At 71.9% G+C, this 24,762-nt stretch carries 22 protein-coding genes and 2 pseudogenes; 19 read left to right on the top strand and 5 right to left on the bottom strand.

The features are described 5' to 3' along the window. Positions 1–8 precede the first annotated feature (8 nt). The gene (locus EFK10_RS27690; protein ID WP_127358395.1) at positions 9–437 is read right to left on the bottom strand and encodes a HAMP domain-containing protein; all 429 of its coding nucleotides are present in this window, start codon (positions 435–437) and stop codon (positions 9–11) included. 240 nt (positions 438–677) lie between these two features. On the opposite strand from EFK10_RS27690, the gene EFK10_RS27685 reads away from it, so the two are divergent. The 3 genes from EFK10_RS27685 to EFK10_RS27675 all read left to right on the top strand — a co-directional run bounded on the left by EFK10_RS27685 (position 678) and on the right by EFK10_RS27675 (position 4,508). After that, positions 678–2,519, top strand: a complete 1,842-nt coding sequence (locus EFK10_RS27685) for a SpoIIE family protein phosphatase (protein ID WP_127358399.1) — start codon at positions 678–680, stop codon at positions 2,517–2,519. Between the two features lie 22 nt (positions 2,520–2,541). Then, complete coding sequence (gene hemW, locus EFK10_RS27680) at positions 2,542–3,783, top strand: radical SAM family heme chaperone HemW (protein WP_206305611.1); 1,242 nt, start codon at positions 2,542–2,544, stop codon at positions 3,781–3,783. Between the two features lie 167 nt (positions 3,784–3,950). After that, positions 3,951–4,508: a Uma2 family endonuclease gene (locus EFK10_RS27675; protein WP_127358393.1), complete on the top strand. Its 558-nt coding sequence runs from the start codon at positions 3,951–3,953 to the stop codon at positions 4,506–4,508. Here EFK10_RS27675 and EFK10_RS27670 read toward each other — a convergent pair. After that, entirely contained in the window at positions 4,503–5,327 is an 825-nt protein-coding gene (locus tag EFK10_RS27670; protein ID WP_127358392.1) for a DUF3097 domain-containing protein, read from the bottom strand. The two genes, EFK10_RS27675 and EFK10_RS27670, sit on opposite strands and share 6 nt — an antisense overlap. Before the next feature lie 14 nt (positions 5,328–5,341). Then, positions 5,342–6,049 carry an MBL fold metallo-hydrolase gene (locus EFK10_RS27665; RefSeq protein WP_127358391.1) on the bottom strand — a complete coding sequence of 236 codons (708 nt, stop codon included), beginning with the start codon at positions 6,047–6,049 and terminating at the stop codon, positions 5,342–5,344. A gap of 129 nt (positions 6,050–6,178) precedes the next feature. Between EFK10_RS27665 and hrcA the strand changes: the two genes are divergently transcribed. The 14 genes from hrcA (at position 6,179) to EFK10_RS27595 (ending at position 21,094) form a co-directional block, all read left to right on the top strand. Then, on the top strand, positions 6,179–7,195 hold the full coding sequence (gene hrcA, locus EFK10_RS27660; RefSeq protein WP_127358390.1) for a heat-inducible transcriptional repressor HrcA: 1,017 nt from the start codon (positions 6,179–6,181) through the stop codon (positions 7,193–7,195). Beyond that, complete coding sequence (dnaJ, locus tag EFK10_RS27655) at positions 7,196–8,338, top strand: molecular chaperone DnaJ (RefSeq protein WP_127358389.1); 1,143 nt, start codon at positions 7,196–7,198, stop codon at positions 8,336–8,338. 77 nt (positions 8,339–8,415) lie between these two features. Then, positions 8,416–9,498 (top strand): nitronate monooxygenase, encoded by a 1,083-nt coding sequence (locus EFK10_RS27650; protein WP_127358388.1) that lies wholly within the window; start codon positions 8,416–8,418, stop codon positions 9,496–9,498. Further along, positions 9,495–10,235, top strand: a complete 741-nt coding sequence (locus EFK10_RS27645; RefSeq protein ID WP_127358387.1) for a 16S rRNA (uracil(1498)-N(3))-methyltransferase — start codon at positions 9,495–9,497, stop codon at positions 10,233–10,235. The genes EFK10_RS27650 and EFK10_RS27645 overlap by 4 nt, the downstream gene beginning before the upstream one ends. A 312-nt stretch (positions 10,236–10,547) precedes the next feature. Next, the gene (locus EFK10_RS27635) at positions 10,548–13,850 is read left to right on the top strand and encodes a S41 family peptidase (RefSeq protein ID WP_127358386.1); all 3,303 of its coding nucleotides are present in this window, start codon (positions 10,548–10,550) and stop codon (positions 13,848–13,850) included. Positions 13,851–13,860: 10 nt separating this feature from the next. Continuing rightward, complete coding sequence (locus EFK10_RS47810; RefSeq protein WP_164836166.1) at positions 13,861–14,037, top strand: hypothetical protein; 177 nt, start codon at positions 13,861–13,863, stop codon at positions 14,035–14,037. 43 nt (positions 14,038–14,080) lie between these two features. After that, complete coding sequence (locus EFK10_RS27630; protein ID WP_127358385.1) at positions 14,081–14,440, top strand: histidine triad nucleotide-binding protein; 360 nt, start codon at positions 14,081–14,083, stop codon at positions 14,438–14,440. Further along, positions 14,440–15,348, top strand: a complete 909-nt coding sequence (locus EFK10_RS27625) for a ribonuclease Z (RefSeq protein WP_127358384.1) — start codon at positions 14,440–14,442, stop codon at positions 15,346–15,348. Before EFK10_RS27630 ends, EFK10_RS27625 begins: the two co-directional genes overlap by 1 nt. 6 nt (positions 15,349–15,354) lie before the next feature. Next, complete coding sequence (locus EFK10_RS27620) at positions 15,355–16,341, top strand: adenosine deaminase (protein ID WP_127358383.1); 987 nt, start codon at positions 15,355–15,357, stop codon at positions 16,339–16,341. Between the two features lie 117 nt (positions 16,342–16,458). Further along, positions 16,459–16,929 (top strand): hypothetical protein, encoded by a 471-nt coding sequence (locus EFK10_RS27615; RefSeq protein ID WP_127358382.1) that lies wholly within the window; start codon positions 16,459–16,461, stop codon positions 16,927–16,929. 99 nt (positions 16,930–17,028) lie between these two features. After that, a complete protein-coding gene (locus tag EFK10_RS27610) occupies positions 17,029–18,120 on the top strand; it encodes a carbohydrate kinase family protein (protein WP_127358381.1) in 1,092 nt (363 codons plus the stop codon). A gap of 101 nt (positions 18,121–18,221) precedes the next feature. Next, positions 18,222–19,256 (top strand): PhoH family protein, encoded by a 1,035-nt coding sequence (locus EFK10_RS27605; RefSeq protein WP_127358380.1) that lies wholly within the window; start codon positions 18,222–18,224, stop codon positions 19,254–19,256. A 13-nt stretch (positions 19,257–19,269) separates the two neighbouring features. Then, the gene (gene ybeY / locus EFK10_RS27600; RefSeq protein ID WP_127358379.1) at positions 19,270–19,767 is read left to right on the top strand and encodes an rRNA maturation RNase YbeY; all 498 of its coding nucleotides are present in this window, start codon (positions 19,270–19,272) and stop codon (positions 19,765–19,767) included. 16 nt (positions 19,768–19,783) lie between these two features. Further along, positions 19,784–21,094, top strand: coding sequence for a hemolysin family protein (locus EFK10_RS27595; RefSeq protein WP_127358378.1), 1,311 nt, complete (start codon positions 19,784–19,786; stop codon positions 21,092–21,094). Here the strand turns inward: EFK10_RS27595 and EFK10_RS27590 are convergent. Further along, positions 21,091–21,546, bottom strand: coding sequence for a hypothetical protein (locus tag EFK10_RS27590; protein ID WP_127358377.1), 456 nt, complete (start codon positions 21,544–21,546; stop codon positions 21,091–21,093). The two genes, EFK10_RS27595 and EFK10_RS27590, sit on opposite strands and share 4 nt — an antisense overlap. Positions 21,547–21,676: 130 nt before the next feature. Then, positions 21,677–23,075: pseudogene (locus tag EFK10_RS27585) on the bottom strand (MFS transporter). 46 nt (positions 23,076–23,121) lie between these two features. Between EFK10_RS27585 and EFK10_RS27580 the strand changes: the two are divergent. Together EFK10_RS27580 and EFK10_RS27575 are read left to right on the top strand one after the other, a co-directional pair. Beyond that, positions 23,122–24,038: pseudogene (locus EFK10_RS27580) on the top strand (helix-turn-helix transcriptional regulator). Next, on the top strand, positions 24,035–24,388 hold the full coding sequence (locus EFK10_RS27575; protein ID WP_127358376.1) for a cytidine/deoxycytidylate deaminase family protein: 354 nt from the start codon (positions 24,035–24,037) through the stop codon (positions 24,386–24,388). The pseudogene EFK10_RS27580 and the gene EFK10_RS27575 overlap by 4 nt, the downstream one beginning before the upstream one ends. Positions 24,389–24,762 lie beyond the last annotated feature (374 nt).

Here is a 24,762-nt window from a genome sequence, read left to right as displayed (position 1 = left end):
CTCCCTGTTCAGGCGGGGTGGCCGCGCCCTTGGGCGTGTTCGGGCTGGCCCACCATGCGGTTCACCGCCCGCCCCAGCCGTCGCAGGTCACCGCGCAGCGGCCGGTTGCCGTCGTGCAGGTCCACGCGCTGCGTGAGGTCGCCGCCCGCGACCGCGTCCAGCACACGGGTGGCGGTGGCCGCCGGTATGACCAGCGCGTCGATCAGGGCATTGGTGGCCTGCACGCTCATCGCCCACGAGCCCTGCCCCGGACTCGGCGACAGCCGCTCGTCCGGCCTGCCCTGGCGGACCACCTCGCGGCGCACCAGGGTCAGCTCGGTGGCGAAGTGCTGCTCGCGGGCCACGATCTGGTGGAAGACCTCCGCCAGATCGGCCATCACGCCCTCGTACGGGCCGTCGAGCCGCGCCCGGAAGTCACCGTCGGCCAGGGCTCTCATCGCCGTCAGCAGCGGCCTGAGCCCGGGAGGGGCCGGCCGGGATTCGGGCTGGGGTTCGACCTGCTGACCTATTCGCGCGGAAGAGGCGGAATCAGGGGCGGGAACAGCCGATTTAAGAGCCATGACGGCCTTTCTTTGGTGACTCGGCGCTTACGAGCCCGCTCAGTCTGTCACGCTGACCCTGCCGCTAAGGGCGCAATGCCGGATCTGCTCAGGAGCCGCACAGTGGGGCCAGATTCCATGCCGCGCGAGTTCGTTTCCCGCACCAGCCTGCCCGGGAACCAGCTCGCCGCCTCCGCCGCGCGCAAGTTCGTACGCGCCGCGCTCGCCGAGTGGACCACCCGGGATGTCTGGCCGGTCGACCGGGTCAGCGATCGGGTCGTGGACGACGCCGTGCTGGTCGTGAGCGAACTGGTGACGAACGCGGTGATCCACGCGGGCACGACCGCCGAGGTGATGTGCCAGCTGGACACACTGTGCGAGCCGTGCGGGCTGGTCATCGAGGTCTCCGACCACCATCCCGCCCGGGTGATCCGCAACCCGGTCGAAATGGAACGCGAGGGGCGCGAAGGCGGGCGCGGACTGCAGCTCGTCGCCGCGTTCTCGGAGGAGTGGGGGATCACCTACCGGCGCGACCTCAAGACCATCTGGTCCCGGCTCAGCGTCGAGCCCCAGGGCGAGCCGGCCGCGGACCTCCACGAGGGCGACCGCGCCCTCCAGCGCGACCTGCGGGCCGCCGAGATCCTCGCGCCCGCCCCGCTGCGTACGTACCGGAGGCACGACAGCGACTGGATCAGCCGCGGCTCGCTCTCCTTCCTCGCCGAGGCCTCCGACCTGCTCGCCGGCCAGCTCGACGAGGACATGGTCGCCTCGCTGGCCGGCCAGCTGCTGGTCCCCAGGCTCGCCGACTGGTGCGCGGTCTGGCTCAATCCGGAGGGTCCGGAGAACAGCGAGCCCCGGCTCGCCCGCGTCTGGCACCTCTCCGAGAACCGCATCGACGGGCTGCGCATGATCCTGGAGAAGGACCCGCCGCCGTTTTCCGCCTCTGCCTCGGTCCGCCCCGGTGCCGTGCCCTGGCCCTGGCCCGTCGCCGCCGAGACCTTCGACCCTCCCCCTACCTTCGGCGGTGGGGGCACCCCCGGCGAAGCCAGGGGGAGGACCCCCAGCGGCGCCGCCCTCGCCTGCCCGCTGATCGTCGGCAGCCGCTGCCACGGGACGCTGCTGCTCGGCCGTACGGGGCTCATGCGCATGCCCGACGAGGTCATCGGGCTCATCGAGGACTTCGCCCGCCGGGTGGCCCTCGGGATCGGCACCGCCCGGCAGTACGCCCGCCAGGCCATGATCAGCCAGGTCCTGCAACGCGGACTGCTGCCCGCCACCATCGCCCGCATCCCCGGCGTCGAGACCGCCATCGTCTACGAACCCACCGGCGCCGACGTCGTCGGCGGCGACTTCTACGACCTCTTCCCGGCCGGCGGCGGCCGCTGGTGCTTCGCCCTCGGCGACGTCCAGGGCAACGGCCCCGAGGCCGCCGCCGTCACCGGGCTCGCCCGGCCGGTGATGCGGCTGCTCGCCCGCGAGGGCTACGGCGTCGCCGAGGTCCTGGACCGGCTCAACCGCGCCCTCGCCGACGAGGCCGCCGCCGCCCTGGGCGGTGAGCCGCCGCGCTTTCTGTCCCTGCTGTACGGCGAGATCGTGCCGCACCGCACCGGCCGCGGCGCCCGCTGCACCCTCGCCAGCGCCGGGCATCCGCTGCCGCTGCTCCTGTCCGCCGCCGACGGGCAGGTGCGGGCCGTCGCGGTCCCCCAGATACTGCTCGGGATCACCGACGACGCGCAGTACGCGAGCGAGTCCTTCGACCTCGGGCCGGGCGACACGCTCCTGTGCGTCACGGACGGGGTCACCGAGCGGCGCAACGGCAACCGCCAGTTCGACGACGACGACGGCCTCACGACCGCCCTGTCGGCCTGCGCCGGGCTCGGCGCGAGCGCGGTGGCGGAGCGGATCCGGCGGGCGGTGCACGAGTACGACGCGGCTCCGCCGGACGACGATCTGGCGCTGCTCGTTCTGAAGGCGCAGTGAGTCGCCGTCTTTATGCCGGACAATGGGTGGCATGCCTTCCGTACTGCCTGACGGCGATCCCATGCCCGAGAACGGCGCGCTGCCGACCGCTGCGCTCGCCGGTGCCGGGGATCGCCCGCTCGGGTTCTACCTGCACGTTCCCTACTGCGCGTCGCGGTGCGGCTACTGCGACTTCAACACGTACACGGCGAGCGAGCTGCGAGGCAGCGGGGGCGCGCCGGCCTCCCGCGACAACTACGCCGACACGCTGATCGAGGAGATCCGGCTCGCGCGGAAGGTGCTGGGGGACGATCCGCGCGCCGTGGAGACCGTTTTCGTGGGCGGCGGTACGCCGACGCTCCTGGCGGCCGGGGATCTCGTGCGGATGCTGGGCGCGATCCGGGACGAGTTCGGGCTCGTGGACGGTGCCGAGGTGACGACGGAGGCCAATCCGGAGTCCGTGAACCCCCGCTATCTGGCCGAGCTGCGGGAGGGCGGCTTCAACCGGGTCTCCTTCGGTATGCAGAGCGCCAAGCAGCATGTGCTGCGGGTGCTGGACCGGCAGCACACTCCCGGCCGCCCCGAGGCGTGCGTCGCCGAGGCTCGGGTGGCCGGTTTCGACCACGTCAACCTCGACCTGATCTACGGCACCCCGGGCGAGACCGACGACGACTGGCGGGCCTCGCTGGACGCCGCGATCGGTGCCGGGCCGGACCACGTGTCGGCGTACGCGCTGATCGTGGAGGAGGGCACGCAGCTCGCGCGCCGCATCCGGCGGGGTGAGGTGCCGATGACGGACGACGACGTCCACGCCGACCGCTATCTGATCGCGGAGGAGCGGCTGGCCGCGGCCGGTTTCGCTTGGTACGAGGTCTCCAACTGGGCGACGTCCGTCGCCGGGCGCTGCCGCCACAACGAGCTGTACTGGCGCGGCGCCGACTGGTGGGGAGCCGGGCCCGGTGCCCACAGCCATGTCGGCGGCGTGCGGTGGTGGAACGTCAAGCATCCGGGCGCGTATGCGCAGGCGCTGGGGGAGGGGCGTACGCCTGGTGCCGGGCGGGAAGTGCTGGCTGATGAGGACCGCCGGGTCGAGCGCATCCTGCTTGAGCTGCGGCTGGTGGAGGGGTGCCCCTTGGATCTGCTGAAGCCGGCCGGGGCTGCGGCTGCGGCCCGGGCGGTAAGGGACGGTCTCCTGGAGGGCGGTCCTTACGCGGACGGGCGTGCCGTTCTTACGCTGCGCGGGCGGTTGCTGGCGGACGCGGTTGTTCGTGACTTGGTCGACTGACGTTTCGGGGACGCCTCCGCGGGGCCGCCGGGTGCCGGCACTGCCCCGGGTCGGCTCGCGGTGATCACTCGCGGGAGTGAAGTTCGTGCGGATCCGCGGTGCGGCTGCCTAGGCTGTTCTTACGCTGCTGCCGTGAAGACGGCAGCGGGAAGTGGAGGGCCACGGAGATGACCGCTGTGGATGATCGCCGGATGACCGAGTTCTTCGAGAGCTTCGAGGCTCCTGAGGGCATCAAGGTCGAGCTCCTCAGGGGGGAAATCGTGATGATGGCGGGGCCAGATCTGGTCCACAACCTCATCGTGCAGGCAGTTCAGGACGCGATTCCCCGCGATCGCTGGCACCGGGTGCAGACCCAGGACATCGATCTCCTCGGCGAGGCCAGCGAACCACAACCCGATCTCGTTGTCCTGCCTCGGGACTCGGCTCCCGCAGCTGGGCGACTGCTGCCCGCCGAACTTGTCACCATGCTTGTCGAGGTGGTGTCCAAGAGCAAACTCCGTGACTACGTGACCAAGCGGTCGATCTACGCCGCGGGGGGCGTACCCACGTACCTGATCATCGACCCCTTGGTGGCCAAGTGCGTAGTCCTGACTGAGCCCGCTGGTGTCGGCGAGCAAGCCGACTATCGTGCGGAGCGGACCAGTAAGTTCGGGGAGCCGGTTCCCCTCGATGCCCTGGGCCTGATGCTGGACACGTCCGAGTTCGGGATACTTCCGACATCATGACGGCACCGTGACGAAGTCGATCAGCTCTTCCACGCGGCCCAGCAGCGCGGGTTCCAGGTCCTTGTACGAGCGGACGGAGCCCAGGATCCGCTGCCAGGCGGCACCGGTGTTTTCCGGCCAGCGGAGCGTACGGCAGACGCCGGTCTTCCAGTCCTGGCCGCGGGGGACGGTGGGCCAGGCGGGGATACCGACGGAGGAGGGTTTTACGGCCTCCCAGACGTCGATGTAGGGGTGGCCGACGACGAGGGCGTGCTCGCCGGTGATCTGGGCGGCGATGCGGGACTCCTTGGTGCCGGGGACCAGGTGGTCGACCAGGACGCCCAGGCGGGCGTCGGGGCCGGGGGCGAAGTCCGCGACGATCTTGGGAAGGTCGTCGATTCCTTCGAGGTATTCGACGACTACGCCTTCGATGCGGAGGTCGTCGCCCCAGACCCGTTCGACCAGTTCCGCGTCGTGGCGGCCCTCCACGTAGATGCGCCCGGCGCGGGCGACCCGGGCGCGGGCGCCGGGGACGGCGAGGGAGCCGGAGGCGGTGCGGGCAGGGGTGCGGGGGGCGCCGGGGGCAGGGCGGACGAGGGTGACCTGCTGGCCCTCGAGGAGGAAGCCGCGGGGGGTGAGGGGGAACACGCGGTGTTTGCCGAAGCGGTCTTCGAGGGTGACCGTGGGGCCTTCGGCGGACTTCTCGCAGCGGATGACGGCACCGCAGAAGCCGGTGGTGGCCTCTTCGACGACGAGGCCGGGCTCGGCGGCGACCTCGGGTGCGGGGGCCTTCTTCTTCCACGGCGGGGTGAGGTCGGGGCCGTAACTCCTGCTGCGCATGAGGCAGATCGTATCTAGGGCCGGCCGAATCGGGCGGCCAGTGCGTCCCGCTGGGCGCGTACGAACCGCGCGTCCACCACCGCGCCGTGGCCGGGGACATACAGGGCGCTCTCGCCGCCCAGCCGGAGCAGCTTGTCCAGGGTGGCGGGCCAGGCGTCGGGGGCGGCGTCCGGGCCGGCCTGGGGGTCGCCGGACTCCTCGACCAGGTCGCCGCAGAAGACGACCGGGGGAGTGCCGGGGACGACGACCGCCAGGTCGTGCATGGTGTGGCCGGCGCCGGGGTGGACGAGGAGGACGTGCCGGCCGCCGAGGTCGAGTTCGTGGTGCCCGGCGACGAGGTTGCCGGGGCGTACGAGGGCGGCGGCGGCCTCGGCGGCGGAGGCGGGGTCGGCGCCGTACGCGACCGCGTCCCGGGGCAGGGAGGGGCGTTCGCGGTCCAGGTAGGTGTCGAGGGTCACGCCGCCGTGGATCCGCGCGCCGGGGAAGGCGGCGGCGCCGAAGACGTGGTCGAAGTGGCCGTGGGTGAGCGCGATGTCGGTCACAGGGCGCCCGGTGAGGGCGGTGACCTGCTTGCGCAGCTGAGCGCCCTCCGCGAGGGTGGAGCCGGTGTCGATGACGAGGACGCCGTCGTCGCCGGTCACGACGCCGATGGTCACGTCGAGGAAGGGCAGTCGCCGCCGGGCCACCCCGGGGGCAAGGCGCTCCCAGCCGTCGGTAGTCACGCGGCGACCGTATCGGGCCGCCCTTGCCGGGGCCTTGCTACCGCGCCGTACACTGGCAGCGGGGAAGCTGGCACTCCTCCGACATGAGTGCCAGGGTGGCGGGTAAGGACAGTCTGGAGGTGTGCGCTGGTGCTCAGCGAACGTCGGCTCGAAGTGTTGCGCGCCATCGTCCAGGACTACGTGGGTACGGAGGAGCCGGTCGGCTCCAAGGCACTCACGGAGCGGCACAGCCTCGGGGTGTCGCCCGCCACGGTCCGTAACGACATGGCGGTGCTGGAGGACGAGGGCTACATCCACCAGCCCCACACCAGCGCGGGCCGGGTCCCCACCGACAAGGGCTACCGGCTCTTCGTCGACAAGCTCGCGGGCGTCAAGCCGCTGTCGACGGCGGAGCGGCGGGCGATCCAGAACTTCCTGGACAGCGCTGTCGATCTTGACGATGTCGTGGGCCGTACGGTGCGGCTGCTGGCGCAGCTGACCCGGCAGGTCGCGGTGGTGCAGTATCCGTCGCTGACCCGTTCCACCGTCCGTCATGTCGAGTTGCTCGCGCTGGCCCCGGCCCGCATCATGCTCGTGCTGATCACGGACACCGGACGGGTCGAGCAGCGGTTGGTGGACTGCCCGGCGCCGGTCGGCGAGACGGTGCTGGCGGATCTGCGGGCCCGGCTGAACAGCCGGGTGGTGGGCCGCCGTTTCTCGGATGTGCCGCCCCTGGTGCAGGATCTGCCGGAGGGCTTCGAGCAGGACGACCGGCCGGCCGTCTCGATCGTGCTCGCCACCCTGCTGGAGACGCTCGTCGAGGAGACCGAAGAGCGGATCATGCTCGGCGGCACCGCCAACCTGACCCGCTTCAACCACGACTTCCCGCTCACGATCCGTCCCGTGCTCGAAGCACTCGAGGAGCAGATGGTGCTCCTGAAGCTGCTCGGCGAGGCCAAGGACTCGGGCATGACCGTGCGAATCGGTCACGAGAACTTCCATGAGGGCCTGAACTCCACATCGGTCGTCGCCGTCGGCTACGGTTCGGGCGACGAGGCGGTGGCAAAACTCGGCGTGGTCGGACCGACCCGCATGGACTACCCCGGAACGATGGGAGCGGTACGCGCAGTGGCACGTTACGTCGGACAGATCCTGGCGGAGTCGTAAGTGGCGACGGACTACTACGCCGTCCTGGGTGTGCGCCGCGACGCGGGCCAGGACGAGATCAAGAAGGCATTCCGCCGACTCGCGCGCGAACTGCACCCGGACGTCAATCCGGATCCGAAGACCCAGGAGCGGTTCAAGGAGATCAACGCCGCCTACGAGGTGCTCTCGGACCCGCAGAAGAAGCAGGTCTACGACCTCGGCGGCGACCCCCTGTCGGCGACCGGCGGTGCCGGCGCGGGCGGGGCGGGTGGCTTCGGCGCGGGCTTCGGCAACTTCAGCGACATCATGGACGCCTTCTTCGGGCAGCAGTCGCAGCGCGGACCGCGCTCGCGGACCCGGCGCGGCCAGGACGCCATGATCCGGCTGGAGATCGAGCTCGACGAGGCGGCCTTCGGCACCACCAAGGACATCCAGGTCGACACGGCTGTGACATGCGGCACGTGTGCGGGCGAAGGCGCGGCTCCGGGCACCTCGGCGCAGACCTGCGACATGTGTCGCGGCCGCGGTGAGGTCTCCCAGGTCACCCGGTCCTTCCTCGGCCAGGTCATGACCTCGCGGCCCTGCCCGCAGTGCCAGGGCTTCGGCACCGTCGTGCCCACGCCGTGCCCCGAGTGCGCGGGCGACGGCCGGGTCAGGTCGCGCAGGACCCTCACGGTCAAGATCCCGGCCGGCGTCGACAACGGAACGCGGATCCAGCTCGCCGGCGAGGGCGAGGTCGGCCCCGGCGGCGGTCCGGCGGGCGACCTGTACGTCGAGATCCGCGAGCTGCCGCACCCGGTCTTCCAGCGGCGCGGCGACGACCTCCACTGCACGGTCACCCTGCCGATGACGGCGGCCGCGCTCGGCACGAAGTGCCCCTTGGAGACTCTGGACGGCCTGGAGGAGGTCGACATCCGGCCCGGCACCCAGTCCGGCCAGTCGATCCCGCTCCACCAGCGGGGCATCACCCACCTGAGGGGCGGGGGGCGCGGCGATCTGATCGTCCATGTCGAGGTCATGACCCCGACCAAGCTCGACCCCGACCAGGAGGAGCTGGTGCGGCGCCTCGCGAAGCTGCGCGGCGAGGAGCGGCCGCTCGGCCAATTCCAGCCCGGGCAGCAGGGGTTGTTCTCGCGGCTCAAGGACGCGTTCAACGGCCGGTAGCGGTTCCGGTCCACCCGGTGGTGGCGGAGGGCGGGGTGTGGAAAACACCCCGCCCTCCGCCATGAAACGATGGCCCCATGCCAGCGCTGACCGAGCTTTCCGCGTACCCCATCGTCCAGGCGCCCATGGCCGGCGGTGCGTCGAATCCGACGCTCGCCGCCGCCGTGAGCGACGTCGGAGGCCTCGGCTTCCTGGCCGCCGGGTACAAGACGCCGGCGGCGATGTACGAGGAGATCAAGCAGGTCCGCAGCCTGACCTCGAACCCGTTCGGCATGAACCTCTTCATGCCCCAGCCCGCGACGGCCGACCGCTCCGCCGTCGAGTGCTACGCCGAGCAGCTGGCCGGCGAGGTCGCCTGGTACGACACACCGCTCGGCGACCCGGACTCCGGCAACGACGACGCGTACGACGCCAAGCTGGCGATACTCCTCGACAATCCGGTGCCGGTGGTGAGCTTCACCTTCGGCTGCCCGGAGCGGGAGACGCTGGACGCGCTGGCGGACGTCGGCACGGTCACCGTGGTCACCGTCACCTCGGCCGCCGAGGCGCTGGCCGCGCAGTACGCGGGCGCCGACGCGGTGTGCGTACAGGGCGTCGAGGCCGGCGGCCACCAGGGCACGCACCGCGACGACCCCGAGCTGGACGGCGCCGGGGTGGGACTGCTGGCGCTGGTGCCGCAGGTGCGCGAGGCGGTGCAGCTGCCGGTGATCGCGGCGGGCGGGCTGATGCGCGGCGACCAGATCGCCTCGGTGCTGGCCGTCGGCGCGGACGCGGCGCAGCTGGGCACCGCCTTCCTGGTGACCCCGGAATCGGGGGCCAACGCCCTGCACAAGCGGGCCGTCACCGACCCCGTCTTCACCCACACCGAGCTCACCCGGGCCTTCTCCGGCCGCCCCGCCCGCGGCCTGGTCAACCGCTTCATGCGCGAGCACGGCCGGTACGCCCCCGCCGCCTACCCCCAGGTCCACCACCTCACCTCGCCGCTGCGGAAGGCCGCGGCGGCTGCCGGGGACCCGCAGGCCATGGCCCTGTGGGCGGGCCAGGGCCACCGCCTCGCCCGGGACCTCCCGGCGGCCCGCCTGATCGAGCTCCTGGTCTCCGAACTCGACGCCGCCCGTGGCGCGATGGCCGCCAGGACCGGTTCCGGGAACTCCCTGTGACCGCCCCGGTCTTCATCGTCGGCCCCGAGCAGCCGCTCGCCGTCGGGCGGATCGTCCTGTCCGGCGCCGAGGGCCGCCACGCGGTCTCCGTACGGCGGCTGCGGGCCGGCGAGGACATCGTGCTGACCGACGGCGCGGGCACGGGTGCGTACGGCCGTGTCGCGGCGGCCGAGGGCAAGGACCACCTCGAGGTCGACGTGACGGAGGTCAGGGCCGAGCCCGAGCCCCGCCCCCGGATCACCGTCGTCCAGGCCCTCCCCAAGGGCGACCGGGGCGAGCTGGCGGTCGAGACGATGACCGAGACCGGCGTCGACGCGATCGTGCCCTGGGCCGCCGCGCGCTGCGTCACCCAGTGGCGGGCCGAGCGCGGCGCCAAGGCCCTCGCCAAGTGGCGCTCCACTGCCCGCGAGGCCGCCAAGCAGTCCCGCCGCCTCCGGTTCCCCGACGTGGCCGAGCTGATGACCACCCGTCAGGTCACCGGCCTGCTGGCCCGTGCCGCCTTCGCCGCCGTCCTCCACGAGGAGGGCTCGGAACCGCTGGCCGCCGCGGCCCTCCCGGACGACGGCGACATCGTCCTCGTCGTCGGCCCCGAGGGCGGCGTCGCCCCGGACGAGCTCGACGCCTTCGCGGCTGCGGGCGCCAAGCCGTACCGCCTGGGCCCGACCGTGCTGCGCACGTCCACGGCCGGGGTCGCGGCTACGGCACTACTGCTGGGGCGTACCGGGCGCTGGGGCTGAATCGCCGGCCGGCGGCGCACCCGTGTAGGCGACGAAGGCGGCCCACTGGTGCGGGGCGAAGGCGAGTTCGGTGGTGGCGAGCGGAGGCCGCCCGCCGAGCCTGAGCCGCCTGCCCCCGGGTCGGACAAGGAGTCGGGGCGGGGGTTGCAGCTGGTGGCGGCGCTCGCGGTGCGCTGGGGAGTGGCAGAGCGGCAGGGGCCGGGAAAGACGGTGTGGGCGGAGGTCGGTCTCGGGGGAACGGCGACCGTCCCGCGGGGGAATTGTGATCGAAAGGCGTCGCCGATTTGGCCGCCGGATGACTAATGTGACGACGTGACGCAGCCTTCGTACCTCCGCTTTCCGCACCTGCACGGCGATTTGATCACCTTCACGGCCGAGGACGACGTCTGGGCGGCTCCGCTCGACGGCGTCGGCCGCGCGTGGCGCGTCAGTGCCGACAATGTGCCGGTCGACCATCCCCGGATCTCGCCGGACGGGGAGTGGATCGCGTGGACGTCGACGCGGGACGGTGCACCGGAGGTGCATGTCGCGCCGGTCGACGGCGGACCGTCGAAGCGGCTGACGCACTGGGGGAGTTGGAAGACCTCGGTGCGGGGATGGACGGCCGGGGGCGAGGTCGTGGCGATCACGACGTACGGGCAGGCCTCGCTGCGGCGGAGCTGGGCGCGGGCGGTGCCGCTGGACGGCGGGCCGGCCCCGGCGCTGCCGTTCGGGCCGGTCGGGGACCTGGCGTACGGGCCCGAGGGTGCGGTGCTGTTGCAGTCGGTGGCGATGAGCCGCGAGGCGGCGGCCTGGAAGCGCTACCGGGGCGGCGCGGCGGGCAAGCTGTGGCTGCGGACGGCGGAGGACGCGGACTTCGAGCGGGTGCACGCCGGGCTGGACGGCAACCTGGAATGCCCGCTGTGGGTCGGGGACCGGATCGCCTTCCTGTCGGACCATGAGGGTGTCGGGGCGCTCTACTCAAGCCTGGCCGACGGCTCCGACCTGCGCCGGCACACGCCGGTTGAGGGCACTCCCCCTGCCTTCGGCGGGGGGACCCCCACCCAGACGGAGCCCGGGGGAGGCTTCTACGCCCGCCACGCCTCGACGGACGGGGCCAGGGTCGCGTACGTGTCCGGGGGCGAGCTGTACGTCCTCGACGACCTGGAGGGCGCCGAGCCCCGCCCGCTCGCCCTCCGGCTGGGCGGCCAGCGCACCGACCTCCAGCCGCACCCGGTCCGGGCTGCCCACCACCTCGGCGATGCACGGCCTGACCACACCGGGCGGGGCAGCGCGGTGGAGGTACGCGGCACCACGCACTGGGTGACGCATCGCGGCGGCCCGGCGCGGGCGCTGGCGGCGGAGCCGGGGGTTCGGACGCGGCTGCCGAGGGTGTTCGGCGGCGAGGGTGACCAGCAGGTGGTCTGGGTGACCGACGCGGAGGGCGAGGACGCGTTGGAGGTCGCCCCGGCGGCGGGGCCTGCGGCAGGACCAGTGCCCGGCGCGGCGCCGCGCAGGCTGGCAGCAGGGCGGCTCGGCCGCGTACTCGGCCTCACCGTCTCGCCCGACGGGCACCGGATCGCGGTGGCCTCGCACGACGGGCGGATCCTGCTGGTCGAGACCCAGACCGGCGAGGTCAGGACGGTCGCCACCAGCGAGCACGGCAACGCCACCGGCCTCGCCTTCTCGCCCGACTCGGCCTGGCTCGCCTGGTCGCACCCCGGCCCGACGCCGCTGCGCAGCCTCAAGATCGCCGCCACGGCCGACCTCACCACGATCGACGCGACCCCGCTGCGCTTCAACGACTTCTCACCCGCCTTCACCTCCGACGGCAAGCACCTCGCCTTCCTCTCCGAGCGCGCCTTCGACCCGATCTACGACGAGCACGTCTTCGACCTGGCCTTCCTCGGCGCGTGCCGCCCGCACCTGATCACGCTGGCCGCCACCACGCCGTCCCCCTTCGGACCGCAGCGGCACGGCCGCCCGGTCGACCCGTCGGCCGACGACAAGCCGGCGGACGACGGCGCGAAGAAGAAGGACGACGGCGGCTCCTCGACCGCCTCGCCCGCGCCCGCGACCAAGGTCGACGCCGAGGGCCTCGCCGACCGCATCGTGCCCTTCCCGGTCGAGGCCGCCCGCTACTCGACGCTGCGCGCCGCCAAGGACGGCGTGCTGTGGCTGCGGCACCCGGTACGCGGCGTCCTCGGCGCGGGGCTGGCCACGCCCGACGCGGAGCCGCCCGCCACCACGCTGGAGCGGTACGACCTCAAGCAGCTGCGCATCGAGGAACTCGCCGACGACGCCGACGACTTCTCCGTCAGCGGCGACGGCAACAAGGTGCTCATCGGCTCCGGCCACCGGCTGCGGGTCGCCTCCGCCGACCACAAGTCCACACCCTCCGAGGACGACTCCGACTCCAACGTCGCCGTCGACCTGTCGCGGATCCGCCTCACGGTCCACCCGCAGGCCGAATGGCGTCAGATGTACGACGAGGCGCACCGCCTCATGCGCGACAACTTCTGGCGCGAGGACATGGGCGGCGTCGACTGGGACGGCGTACGGGAGCGCTACCTGCCGGTGCTGGAGCGGGTCGCCACTCACGACGACCTCGTGGATCTGCTCTGGGAGGTCGCCGGCGAGCTCGGCACCTCGCACGCGTACGTCATGCCTCACGGCGGCCCCGGCGACTCCCTGCACCGGCAGGGCCTCCTCGGCGCCGACATCTCCCGGGCCGAGGACGGCACCTGGCGCGTCGACCGCGTCCTTCCCTCTGAGACGTCCGACCCGCGCGCCCGCTCCCCGCTCACCGCGCCCGGCGTCGCCGTCCGGGCCGGGGACGCCATCATCGCCGTCGACGGCCGCCCGGTCGACCCCGTCGCCGGCCCGGGACCGCTGCTCATCGGGACCGCCCGCAAGCCGGTCGAGCTGACCGTCGGCACCGATGCGCGCGTACGGCACGTCGTCGTCGTACCGGTCGCCGACGAGGAGCCGCTGCGGTACCACGACTGGGTCGCCGGGCGCCGCGCGTACGTCCACGAGCGCTCGGGCGGCCGCCTGGGCTACCTCCACGTCCCCGACATGGTCGGCTCCGGCTGGGCCCAGCTCCACCGCGACCTCCGCGTCGAGGTCGCCCGGGAAGGGCTCGTCGTCGACGTCCGCGAGAACCGCGGCGGCCACACTTCGCAGCTCGTCGTGGAGAAGCTCGCCCGCCGCATCGTCGGCTGGGACCTCCCGCGCGGGCTCCCCGCCCTCAGCTACCCCATGGACGCCCCGCGCGGTCCCGTCGTGGCCGTCGCCAACGAGCACTCCGGGTCGGATGGCGACATCGTCAACGCTGCCATCAAGGCGCTCGGCATCGGGCCCGTCGTCGGCACCCGCACATGGGGCGGCGTCATCGGCATCGACTCCCGCTACCACCTTGTCGACGGCACGCTCGTCACCCAGCCCAAGTACGCCTTCTGGCTCGAAGGCCAGGGCTGGGACGTCGAGAACCACGGCGTCGACCCCGACATCGAAGTCCCCCACACCCCCCAAGACTGGGCCGCCGCCCGCGACCCCCAACTCGACACGGCCATCGCCGTAGCCCTGGAGGCCCTCACGGGGAGTCCCGCCAAAACCCCGCCGCCGTTGCCGTAGCTGGGCGCAGTTGTCGGCGTTCCCGGGGGAGTTCGGCGCGGAGCAGGCCGAGGGGCTGTTCCCCGGCTGGGCGCAGTGCGCGGACCTGGAGGCGGCCTCGGTGCTGATCCGGGGGCCGTACGGCGGGCTGCTGCTGCCGCTCGGCCACCGCGAGTACGGCGCCGACCGGCTGGCACAGCTGGGCTAGGCTGCGCAGCGTCAAGCGTAGAGCCAGAGAGAGGTGCGGCACCGTGGCGGGAGAACCGCAGGCCGACTGCCTGTTCTGCAAGATCGTGGAGGGCACCATCCCCGCGACCGTCGTACGGGAGACCGAGACCACGGTCGCCTTCCGTGACATAAACCCCCAGGCCCCCACGCACGTCCTGGTCATCCCGAAGGCGCACTACAGGGACGCGGCCACCCTCGCGGCCGCCGACCCGCAGCTCACCGCGGACGTGCTGCGCGAGACGGCCGAGGTCGCGGCCGAGGACAAGGTGGACGCGACGGGCTACCGGGTGGTCTTCAACACCGGCGCCGGCGCCGGGCAGACCGTCTTCCACGCGCACGCGCACGTCCTGGGCGGGCGCGGCCTGGAATGGCCTCCCGGATAGTGTCCGCACGTGAACTCGTCGTGCTCGGCACGGCAAGCCAGGTCCCGACCCGGCACCGCAACCACAACGGCTACTTCTTGCGCTGGGACACCGAGGGCATCCTCTTCGACCCCGGCGAGGGCACCCAGCGGCAGATGCTGCGGGCCGGGGTGGCGGCCCACGACCTGACCCGGCTGTGCGTCACCCACTTCCACGGCGACCACAGTCTGGGCCTGGCCGGGGTGATCCAGCGGATCAATCTCGACCGGGTCCCGCACCCGGTCACCGCCCACTTCCCGGCGAGCGGGCAGCGCTTCTTCGACCGGCTGCGCTACGCGACGGCGTACCGCGAGATGGTGAAGCTGAACGAGGAGCCGGTGCGAGCCGACGGCGTCATCGCCCACACGCCCGCCTTCCGGCTGGAGGCCCGGAAGCTGTCGCACCCCGTCGAGTCGTACGGCTACCGGGTGGTCGAGCCGGACGGCCGCCGCATGCTGCCCGAGCGGCTGGCGGCGCATGGGATCAGCGGCCCGGCGATCGGCCGGCTCCAGCGTGAGGGCGCGACCGACGGCGTCACCCTGGAGGAGGTCAGCGAGCCGCGCCCCGGCCAGCGCTTCGCCTTCGTCATGGACACCCGGCTGTGCGACGGGGTGTACGCGCTCGCCGAGGGCGCCGACATGCTGGTCATCGAGTCGACCTTCCTGGACGAGGACGCGGAACTCGCCACCGAGCACGGCCATCTGACAGCCGGTCAGGCAGCCCGCGTCGCCGCCGACTCGGGCGTACGCCACCTGGTCCTCACCCACTTCTCGCAGCGCTACACCGACCCGGCCGCCTTCGAGCGCCAGGCGCGCGAGGCCGGCTACGAGGGCGAGCTCACCGTGGCGGAGGACCTGGGCCGGGTGTCCGTGCCCAAGCGGGTAACGTAGACCCCTATGTCGATCCCCAAGGCAGAGCTTCACCTGCACATCGAAGGCACCCTCGAACCCGAGCTCGCCTTCGCTCTGGCCGCGCGCAACGGCATCGAGCTGCCGTACGCCACCACCGGGGAGCTGCGCCGCGCGTACTCCTTCTCGGACCTGCAGTCCTTCCTGGACCTGTACTACGCCCTGATGGCCGTCCTGCGCACCGAGCAGGACTTCGCCGACCTCGCGGACGCGTACCTGGCCCGGGCCGCCGAGCAGGGCGTACGGCACGCCGAGATCTTCTTCGACCCGCAGGCGCACACCGTGCGTGGCATCGGGATCGGCACCGTCATCGAGGGCCTGGCCCGCGCCCTGGACAGCAGCGAGGAGCGGCACGGCATCAGCACCCGGCTGATCATGTGCTTCCTGCGCGACGAGTCCGCCGAGTCGGCGATGGAGATCTTCGAGGCCGCCCGCCCCTTCTTCGGCCGCATCTCGGCGGTCGGCCTGGACTCCGCCGAGGTCGGCAACCCGCCGTCCAAGTTCCGCGAAGTGTACGCGGCTGCCGCCGAGGCCGGCCTGCACCGCGTCGCCCACGCCGGCGAGGAGGGTCCGCCGGCGTACATCTGGGAGGCCCTGGACCTGCTCGGCGTCGAGCGCGTCGACCACGGCATCCGCTGTATGGAGGACCCGGCCCTGGTCGAGCGCCTGGTCCGCGACCAGGTGCCGCTGACCGTCTGCCCGCTGTCCAACGTCCGCCTCCGCTGCGTCGACACCCTCGCCGAACACCCCCTCCCCGCGATGCTGGACGCCGGCCTCCTCGTCACAGTCAATTCGGATGACCCGGCCTACTTCGGCGGCTACGCGGGCGACAACTTCGACGCCGTACGGGACGCCCTTCCCCTGGACGCCGACGCCCTGCGGACGCTCGCCCGCAACTCCTTCCGCGCCGCCTTCCTGGACGACGCCGTGCGGGAGGCGTACCTCGCCGAGGTGGAGGCGTACGACTTCGGGTGAATAGGGCATTCCGTGCAACCCCCGGCATGGGTGAGGTGTCTGGACCTGTGAGAGGCGGAGAGAACGGCAGCCGTTCCTGACCACTTCGCCTCGACATCACACTCACGGGGAGAAGACATGGCGAAGAACACCCGCACGCGCACCCGCAGCCGCATGGTGATCGCCCTCGCGGCCGCCTCGGCCGCCTCGATCGCCGCCGTCACGATGGGCACGACGGCAGCGTCCGGCGCCACGCCGCCGCCCGCGAAGGCGCAGGAGACCAAGCAGATCGCGTCCTCGCAGCTCGGCCAGGACTACAAGATCACCCTCACAGCTCTCCACTCCACGACCGACCAGTACGCCGCCTCGGTACGGCTCCAGGTCTTCGTGCCCAGCGGCAGCACCTGGAAGGAGAGCGACCGCGTCACCGTCGGGGACGTGGACGGCTGGTTCTGGTACCCGCTGGGCGGCAAGGGCGCGGTCTGCGAGTTCTCCACCGCCGGCACCGAGCCCGCGCCGGTCGCGGTGAGCCTGCTGATCACCCCGTCCATCGGCTGCTCCAACGCCGTCCACTACGAGATCAGGAACGGCAAGGTGTTCGCCGCCTGATCCCGGCACCTCCCGGCGGTGGCGGCGTCCGGAAGCCACCACCGCCGGGAATCGTTAGCCTCGTGCTGTCCCATTCTCCTGACGCAAGGGATTCCCGGGGTGGACGACAATCCGGTCCTCGACCCGCTCGCCGCGGTCCGCGCACCCGGCGATCCGGCGACCGACGTGTATCTGACCGGGACCGTCTTCCTGGACATCATCTTCACCGGGCTCGACAGCGCGCCCGTGCGCGGCACCGAGTCCTGGGCGCGTGGCATGGGCTCCAGCCCCGGCGGCATCGCCAACATGGCCACCGCCCTGGCCCGCCTGGGCCTGCACACCTCGCTGGCGGCGGCCTTCGGCGACGACATGTACGGCGACTACTGCTGGGACAGCCTCGTCGACGGTGAGGGCATCGACCTGCAGCTGTCCCGGCGGATCCCCGGCTGGCACTCGCCGGTCACCGTCTCCATGGCGTACGAGGGCGAACGCACCATGGTCAGCCACGGCCACGAGGCGCCGCCCCCCGAGGAGGCGACACCGGAGTGCCCGCCGAGGTCGCGGGCCTGTGTCGCCTCGCTCGTCCCGGCCGGGCCCCGCCAGGAGTGGATCGGGCACGCCGCCCGCAAAGGCAGCCGGGTCTTCGCCGACGTCGGCTGGGACGACTCCGGCCGCTGGGACCCCGCCGACCTCGCCGACCTGGAGCACTGCGAGGCCTTCCTCCCCAACGCCACCGAGGCCATGCACTACACCCGCACCAGCAGCCCCCGCGAGGCGGCCCGCAAGCTCGCCGAGCTGGTGCCGCTGGCCGTCGTCACCCTCGGCTCGGAGGGCGCGTACGCCGTCGACTCCGCGCGCGGCGAGACCGCCGAGGTCCCGGCCCTGTCCGTCGAGGCCCTCGACCCCACCGGCGCCGGGGACGTCTTCGTCGCCGGTTTCGTCACCGGCACCCTCGGCGACTGGCCGCTGGCCGAGCGGCTCGCCTTCGCCTGCCTGACGGCCGCCCTCTCCGTCCAGGAGTTCGGCGGCTCGCTCTCCGCCCCCGGCTGGATCGAGATCGCCCGCTGGTGGCAGCACGCCAAGGCCTACGACGACCAGGACCGCGCCGCGCTGCGCCGCTACGCCTTCCTGGACGATCTCCTCCCGGCCGGCACCCGGCGCTGGCCCCTGCGCCGCGCGGTTCCGACGATCGGCTTCCGCCGGCAGCCGTAAATCCCTCGGCCCCGGGGCGGCGGCGTCGTACCCTTGGCACCAAAGGCCTCACGGGCGATTCGATCAGCAGAAGGCGGGATGAGCAGGCCTAGAGCCGGCCCATGACTCAGACACCGACAACGCAGCAACCGCAGGCGCGCGCCCAATTCGTCGTACCGGCAAAGCACCCCATGGTGACCGTGCTGGGATCGCGAGACGCGCTCCTTCGCGTGATCGAGAGGGCGTTCCCGGCCGTCGACATCCATGTCCGGGGGAACGAGGTCAGCGCGACCGGCGACCCGGCAGAGGTCGCACTGGTCCAGCGGCTTTTCGACGAGATGATGCTGGTGCTCCGCACCGGCCAGCCGATGACGGAGGACGCAGTGGAGCGGTCTATCGCGATGCTCCGGCAGGACAGCGGTCCGGACGGGCTGGAGGAGACTCCTTCCCAGGTCCTCACCCAGAACATCCTGTCCAACCGGGGCCGCACCATCCGCCCCAAGACGCTCAACCAGAAGCGTTACGTCGACGCCATCGACAAGCACACCATCGTCTTCGGCATCGGCCCGGCCGGCACCGGCAAGACCTACCTCGCCATGGCCAAGGCCGTCCAGGCCCTGCAGTCCAAGCAGGTCAACCGGATCATCCTCACCCGCCCGGCCGTCGAGGCCGGCGAGCGGCTCGGCTTCCTGCCGGGCACGCTCTACGAGAAGATCGACCCGTACCTGCGCCCGCTCTACGACGCGCTGCACGACATGATCGACCCCGACTCCATCCCCCGGCTGATGGCCGCCGGGACGATCGAGGTCGCCCCGCTGGCGTACATGCGTGGCCGGACCCTCAACGACGCCTTCATCATCCTCGACGAGGCGCAGAACACCAGCGCCGAGCAGATGAAGATGTTCCTGACCCGGCTCGGCTTCGAATCCAAGATCGTCATCACGGGTGACGTCACCCAGATCGACCTTCCCGGCGGCGGTACGAAGAGCGGGCTGAAGCAGGTCGTGGACATCCTGGAGGGCGTCGAGGACGTCCACTTCTCGCGTCTGACGAGCAGCGACGTCGTACGCCATAAGCTGGTCGCGCGCATCGTGGACGCCTACGAGCGCTACGACGACCAAAACGGCAACAACGGCAACGCCGGCAACCGAAAGTAGCCACGCAAGCACTATGGCGATCGACGTCAACAACGAGTCCGGCTGGGAGCTCGACGAGCAGGCGGTGCTCGACATCGCGCGCTACGCCATCCAGCACATGCGCATCCACCCGCTCTCCGAGCTCTCCGTCATCGCGGTCGACGCCGCCGCCATGGAGCAGCTGCACATCCAATGGATGGACGAGCCGGGCCCGACCGACGTCATGTCCTTCCCGATGGACGAACTGCGTCCCGGGAAGGACGACGAGGAGCCCCCGCAGGGCCTGCTCGGCGACATCGTGCTCTGCCCGGAGGTCGCGAAGCGGCAGGGCGAGGAGGCCGTCACGAAGCACTCCATGGACGAGGAGCTGCAGCTCCTCACCGTCCACGGGGTGCTGCACCTCCTCGGCTACGACCACGAGGAGCAGGACGAGAAGACCGAGATGTTCGGCCTTCAGAAGGCCATCCTCGACGGCTGGCGCGCCGAGCGCGGGCTCACCGGGCCCTCCCCGGCCCCGACCACCACCCACTGACGGCCGACGGTCCCCGATGATCGTTTACGCCGTCCTGCTGGTCGTCGTCGCCTGGCTCGCCGCCTGCGCCGAGACCGGTCTCGCCCGCGTCTCCCGCTTCCGCGCCGAAGCCGCCGTCCGCGGCGGCCGGCGCGGCGGCGACAAGCTGCTCGCCGTCACCGCCGACCCGACGCGCTATCTCAACGTCGCGCTGCTGGTCCGCATCACCTGCGAGACCTCCGCCGCCGTCCTGGTCACCGTGGTCTGCGTACGGCACTTCGACCACACCTGGCAGGCCCTCGCCGTCGCCATCGGCGTCATGGTGCTCGTCAGTTACGTCGCCATCGGCGTCTCCCCGCGTACCATCGGCCGCCAGCACCCGCTGAACACGGCCACCGCCGCCGCGTACGTCCTGCTCCCGCTGGCCCGCATCATGGGCCCCATCCCCAAGCTGCTGATCCTGCTGGGCAACGCCGTCACCCCCGGTAAGGGCTTCCGCCAGGGCCCCTTCGCCAGCGAGGCCGAACTGCGGGCCATGGTCGACCTCGCCGAGTCCGAGTCCCTCATCGAGGACGAGGAGCGGCGCATGGTCCACTCCATCTTCGAGCTCGGCGACACCCTCGTACGCGAAGTCATGGTCCCGCGCACCGAACTGGTCTCCATCGAGCGCTACAAGACCATCCGCCAGGCCATGACCCTCGCCCTGCGCTCCGGCTTCTCCCGTATCCCCGTCACCGGCGAGTCCGACGACGACATCGTCGGCATCGTCTACCTCAAGGACCTCGCCCGCCGCGTCCACATCAACCGCGAGTCCGAGTCCGACCCGGTGTCGTCGGTCATGCGCCCCGCAGCCTTCGTCCCCGACACCAAGAACGCCGGCGACCTGCTGCGCGAGATGCAGCAGCAGCGCAATCACGTCGCCGTCGTCATCGACGAGTACGGCGGCACCGCCGGCATCGTCACCATCGAGGACATCCTCGAGGAGATCGTCGGCGAGATCACCGACGAGTACGACCGCGAACTCCCGCCCATCGAGGACCTCGGCGACGGGAGATACCGTGTCACGTCGCGCCTCGACCTCGGCGACCTCGGCGAGCTGTACGGCATCGACCTCGACGACGAAGACGTGGAAACGGTCGGCGGGTTGCTGGCCAAGACCCTGGGCCGCGTGCCGATCCCCGGTGCCTCGGCCGTCGTCCCGCTGCCCGAGGACCAGTCGTACCCGGACCGGCCGGCGGGGCTTCGCCTCACCGCCGAGACCGTCGGCGGGCGCCGGAACCGGATCGGCGCGGTTCTGGTCGAGCCGGTCAAGGCAGAGGCGGACGAGGAAGTGTCGAGCCAGGACTAGCTTCTGATGCTTCGGCTGAGCCAGGGACTGAGCGTGCTGCGCAGGACCGGTTCCCGGTAGGTCTCATCACCTGGCACCGGTACGTACAGCCAGCAACCGGGCGGGAAGAACCGGCCCTTCACGTAAGCCAGTCCGCCGTACACGGAGCGCAGGAAGGCCGGCACGGCATCGCGGGGCACGTCCATGAACTCGACCCCGTCGACGGTGATCTTCGCGTCGTCCTCCGGGAAGATCTGTATCGTGACGGCAGGCGAGCCGCCCAGCTCCACGTACGCCTCGTGCGGCAGCGAACCGTCCGGGTCCAGGACCGCGAAGGCCCCGGCCGAGGTGCGGCGGGAGGTCTGGTCCGCGCCGATGTCGTCGGTGACGGTCATGTCCAGGTGGAACTCCTGCGCGATCTCACGGATCACGGTGACGGCGGCCTCCGTCGTCGGCAGATGCGGATGTCCCATCGGGCGTCAGGCCCCCAACTTCGTGATCAGAGCCGCCGAGTCCTCGATGTCGAGGGGCTGCCTTCCGATCATGGCATATCGCGCTGCGCGCCGCGTCCGGATGGACGCGGCGCCGCTGCACGGGAGTTGGTCAGGCCGTACGGGTACGGCGGGTCAGGCCCACCGCGACCAGTACGGCCACCACCGCGACCACACCGGCGTCGACGCCGAGCGCGAGGTGGATGCCGGACAGGAGGTCGGTACGGGTGGCGGCCAGGGCGCATGGCGATGCCGATCTGCTGGGAGCTGGTCACGAGGCCGGTGGCGAGGCCCTGTTCGTCGTCGGGCAGGCCGGAGGTGGCGGTGAGCCCGTAGGAGACGATCGCCCAGAGGTGACCGACGCAGGCGACGGTGATGGCGACCAGGGCGAGCCAGGTGCCGGAGGAGCCGGTGCCCAGGAGCACGAGGGGAGCGGTGAGCGCGGCCTGGAGGACGAGGCCGCCGATGAGGGTCGTACGGACGCCGAAGCGGCCGATGACGCGGGCGGCGGTCATACCGGTGACGGCCGCGGCCAGACCCTGGACGCCGAAGACCAGGCCGGTGCGGAAGGAGGACAGGCCCCGGACCTCCTGGAGGTAGAGGGTGGTCATGAAGACGACCGTGCTCATCATCGAGAAGGTGGTGATGCCGGCCAGATTGCCCCAGGCCACGGTCGGGCGCCGGAGCATCTTGAGGGACACCATGGGCTCGGCCGCCCGGGACTCCACGACCACGAAGGCGATGAGCAGGGCCGCGCCCGCGATCAGCGTGACGATGACGTCCGCGCCGCCGAAGCCGCGCTGGGCGGCCGTGGACAGGGCGTAGATCAGGGCGAGGAGCCCGCCGGTGACGGTGATCGCGCCGGGGATGTCGACCCGCGGGCGCAGCGGGTGCCGGGACTCGGTGAGCAGGCCGGGCGCGGCGGCGAGGACGACGGCGCCGGCGATGCCGAGCAGGGCCATGGTGGAGCGCCAGCCCAGCGCGTCGGTCAGGGCGCCGCCGAGGACGACGCCGATGGTGAAGCCGAGCGAGAGCAGCGTGCCGCTGATGCCCAGCGCGCGCTCGCGCTGCGGTCCCTCCGGGAAGGTCGTGGTGAGCAGCGACATGCCGGTCGGCACGATCACGGCCGCGCCCAGGCCCTGCACGGCGCGGGCGGCCAGGAAGACCGCCGGGGACCAGGCGAGCGTGGCCAGTACGGAGGCCACCGCGAAGAGTGCGAGGCCGGAGAGGAAGAGCCGGCGCCGTCCGTACAGGTCGGCGATCCGGCCGAAGAGCAGCAGGAAGCCGCCGGAGGGCAGCGCGAAGGCGGTCACCGCCCACTGCAGGTTGGCCTGGCTCATGCCGAGGTCCTTGCCCAGGACAGGCAGGGCCACATTGAGGATGGAGAAGTCGAGCGCCACCATGAACTGGGCGGCGCACAGGACGAAGAGGACCAGCTTGGCGCGGGTGGTGAGCTTTTCCGGGGCGGCGGTGGCTGCCGGGGTGGGAGAGGAAGAGGTGTCGATCGCCATGCCAGCAGCCTCGGGCTCCCGGAACAAACGTGGGGAGTGCGAACTTATGGTGGTGGTCGGACCACCAGCCAGTGAGCCCAGGGGGAGGAACGGAGCCTTGGCCCGTCGACAGGATCTGCGTGAGTTCTTGATGGCCCGCCGCGCCCGGGTCACCCCCGCCGACGCCGGGCTCCCAGGCGGCGGAGCCCGCCGCCGTACGCCCGGGCTGCGCCGCGAGGAGGTCGCCGTGCTGGCCGGGGTCGGCGTGTCCTGGTACCAATGGCTTGAGCAGGGGCGGGACATCACCGTCTCGCCGCAGGTGCTGGACGCCGTGGCGCGTGTGCTCAAGTTCAACGGCGCCGAGCGGCGGCACCTTTACGTACTGGCCGGCCTCAACCCGCCGGTGCCGGAGTCCGAATACGACGGCGAATACCTCTGCGACGGCCTGCGGCGGCTGATCGACGCGTGGATGCCGCTCCCGGCGCACATCATGGACGTCTACACCAACTGCGTCGCCTACACAACGACTCCGCCGCCCTGGTGCTCGGCTTCCGGCCGGAGATCTCCCAGAACTGCATGGTCACCTTCTTTACGGACCCCTTCTACCGGTCGCGGGCGAGGAGCTGGGAGCGGACCGCGCCCTGGGTCGTGGCGCAGTTCCGTGCCGCGATGGCCGACCATCCCGATGACGAGGGCTTCCAGTCCGTCGTCGAGGAGGTCTCCCGGCTCAGCGAGGAGTTCGTGGAGCTCTGGGCGCGAGCCGACGTGCGGGCGGGCGGCCAGCTGGTGAAGGAGCTGACCCACCCCGTCGTCGGCACCCTCTTCTTCGAGAGCACCCAGCTGCGCGTACCGGCCCGCCCTGACCTGACCATCGTGCTCCACAACCCCGTGCCCGACACCGACACCGCCGCCAAGCTGGAATGGCTGACCTCCCCGGAGGGCCGCCGCAGCGTCATGCGCCCGGCCGATACCCTGACCGCATGAGCGACGTGACCCCCCTCGACCCCGAAAACCGCAAGATCATCACCCTCGCCCGGTCCACCCGCGCCCGCAACGGCGTCCCCGAAGGCGCCGCCGTCCGCGACGAGACCGGCCGCACCTACGTCGCCGGCACCGTCGACCTCCCCTCCCTGCGCCTCACCGCCCTCCAGACCGCCGTCGCCATGGCCGTCGCCAGCGGCGCCAAATCCCTCGAGGCCGCCGCCGTCGTCACCCCCGCCGACGCCGTCCCCGCCGCCGACCTCGCCGCCGTCCGCGACCTCGGCGGCCCCGACACCCCCGTCCTCCTCGCCGGCCCCGACGGCGAGCTACGCGGCACGATCACTGCGGGTTAGAGGCCGCGCGAATAGGTGGGGTGGGTGAAGGAGCGGGGCGAGGGGCAAGTCTGGCAAGGCGGTGGGGGCACTCCCCCAGCCTTCGGCCGGGGGGACCCCCCAGCCGCCAGGGCTGGGGGAGAGGGAGGCGACGCGGTGGGAGCACTCTCCCCCAGACTCCGTCCGGGGGGACCCCCACCCAGCCGCCAGGCTGGGGGACGTCATCGACCGACGACAACGCCGCCAGGCGCCGCCCATCGGCACGCGACGCCGCCCCACCTATTCGTGCGGCCTCTTAGCTTGATCTTTAAGGTTGCTGCTGTGCTCCGTCGCGCTTGAGTGTGTCCTTTTTATTGCGTTTCTTGCCGACTGGGTGGCGGGGTGCGGGGATGGAG

It is taken from the genome of Streptomyces soli (assembly GCF_003999195.1).
GTDB classification, from domain to species: Bacteria; Actinomycetota; Actinomycetes; order Streptomycetales; family Streptomycetaceae; genus Actinacidiphila; species Actinacidiphila soli.
The sequence above is the reverse complement of the archived record's forward strand: the minus strand, read 5'-3'. Positions and strand labels throughout refer to the sequence as shown.

Coding starts and splice junctions, on each gene's coding strand:
- EFK10_RS27685 (WP_127358399.1), top strand. CDS start 678: ATGCCGCGCGAGTTCGTTTCCCGCACCAGCCTGCCCGGGAACCAGCTC.
- EFK10_RS27690 (WP_127358395.1), bottom strand. CDS start 437: ATGAGAGCCCTGGCCGACGGTGACTTCCGGGCGCGGCTCGACGGCCCG.
- EFK10_RS27605 (WP_127358380.1), top strand. CDS start 18,222: ATGACTCAGACACCGACAACGCAGCAACCGCAGGCGCGCGCCCAATTC.
- EFK10_RS27670 (WP_127358392.1), bottom strand. CDS start 5,327: ATGCGCAGCAGGAGTTACGGCCCCGACCTCACCCCGCCGTGGAAGAAG.
- hemW (WP_206305611.1), top strand. CDS start 2,542: ATGGGTGGCATGCCTTCCGTACTGCCTGACGGCGATCCCATGCCCGAG.
- EFK10_RS27620 (WP_127358383.1), top strand. CDS start 15,355: ATGTCGATCCCCAAGGCAGAGCTTCACCTGCACATCGAAGGCACCCTC.
- EFK10_RS27575 (WP_127358376.1), top strand. CDS start 24,035: ATGAGCGACGTGACCCCCCTCGACCCCGAAAACCGCAAGATCATCACC.
- EFK10_RS27615 (WP_127358382.1), top strand. CDS start 16,459: ATGGCGAAGAACACCCGCACGCGCACCCGCAGCCGCATGGTGATCGCC.
- EFK10_RS27650 (WP_127358388.1), top strand. CDS start 8,416: ATGCCAGCGCTGACCGAGCTTTCCGCGTACCCCATCGTCCAGGCGCCC.
- EFK10_RS27590 (WP_127358377.1), bottom strand. CDS start 21,546: ATGGGACATCCGCATCTGCCGACGACGGAGGCCGCCGTCACCGTGATC.
- EFK10_RS27595 (WP_127358378.1), top strand. CDS start 19,784: ATGATCGTTTACGCCGTCCTGCTGGTCGTCGTCGCCTGGCTCGCCGCC.
- ybeY (WP_127358379.1), top strand. CDS start 19,270: ATGGCGATCGACGTCAACAACGAGTCCGGCTGGGAGCTCGACGAGCAG.
- EFK10_RS27675 (WP_127358393.1), top strand. CDS start 3,951: ATGACCGCTGTGGATGATCGCCGGATGACCGAGTTCTTCGAGAGCTTC.